This window comes from Vibrio sp. 1078-1 (genome assembly GCF_033340475.1).
Genome location: NZ_JAWOWM010000108.1, coordinates 1 through 1,018 on the forward strand (window position 1 = coordinate 1; position 1,018 = coordinate 1,018).

Annotated in this window: 1 protein-coding gene; it reads right to left on the bottom strand. The window is 48.4% G+C overall.

The window, feature by feature from the left end:
- The coding region (locus R7190_RS25930) for a DNA topoisomerase (protein WP_318137688.1) at positions 1–1,018 on the bottom strand (1,018 nt) is incomplete at both ends.

Consider the following 1,018-nt stretch of genomic DNA (forward strand, 5'->3'; position numbering starts at 1 on the left):
ACTCTTTATCGGCAACATAACGAGCAATTCCCGTCATCGCTTGCAGCAGAGTGGCTTCAGTAAAGTGTTTTGGTGGCTCAGTTTTTCGGTCTTTAATTTCACCTTCACGGCATGTTAACACCGTGCCTTCACTTAACGGTGGCACCGCATCAATACCTTCGTCTTCTTTATCCGTTTTTCCCATCAGCGCTTTCCACCCCGACGAAACAAGTTGACGACCTTTGGCAATGAAAATGCCACCAGCGATGTCGAATACCAATTTCGCTTCGGCATAGACAGCCGCAGGATAAAACTGCATTAAATATTGGCGCGCAATGAGCTGATACACTTTCATTTCGTTGCCAGACAGCGCATTAACGTTGGCTTGCTTAGGCGTTGGAATGATGGCGTGGTGAGCATCGACTTTTTTGTCATTCCACGCTTTCGCCTTCATCGATAAGTCGGCACCATGCACTGCGCTTTGCAGGTCTGTGGCGTTGTTTGCAATAGCGGATGTAACCGTTCCAGCTTGAGAATAATGCTCCAACGGCAAGTAGCGACAATCAGAACGCGGATAAGTGATCAGTTTGTGCTTTTCGTATAGTGCCTGACAAGTATCTAGCACCTGCTGCGCACTCATGCCATAACGCTTTGCTGCATCAATCTGCAAAGCAGACAATGAATATGGCAATGGTGCAGATTGCTTGGTTTGCTTCTGCTCTGATTCCTTCACTATCGCTGGCTGGTTCGCGATCCGATTAGCGACGTTTTCGACTAACTTGCGATTTAATACTCGCCCTTCTTCATCCTGCCATGGTTTGCAAGCCTCACTGGGTTTCCAGCGTGCGCGAATATCAAACGCCCCATTTTGGTCTTGATACGGGATCAATGCGTGCAGCGTGAAGTAATCTTTCGGAACAAAGTTTTCAATTTCTTCATCTCGACGGACGACAAGCCCTAGAACCGGAGTTTGCACACGCCCAACCGAGAGCACACCTTGGTAGCCAGCCTTTTGTCCCAGCAAGGTATAAGCGCGAGA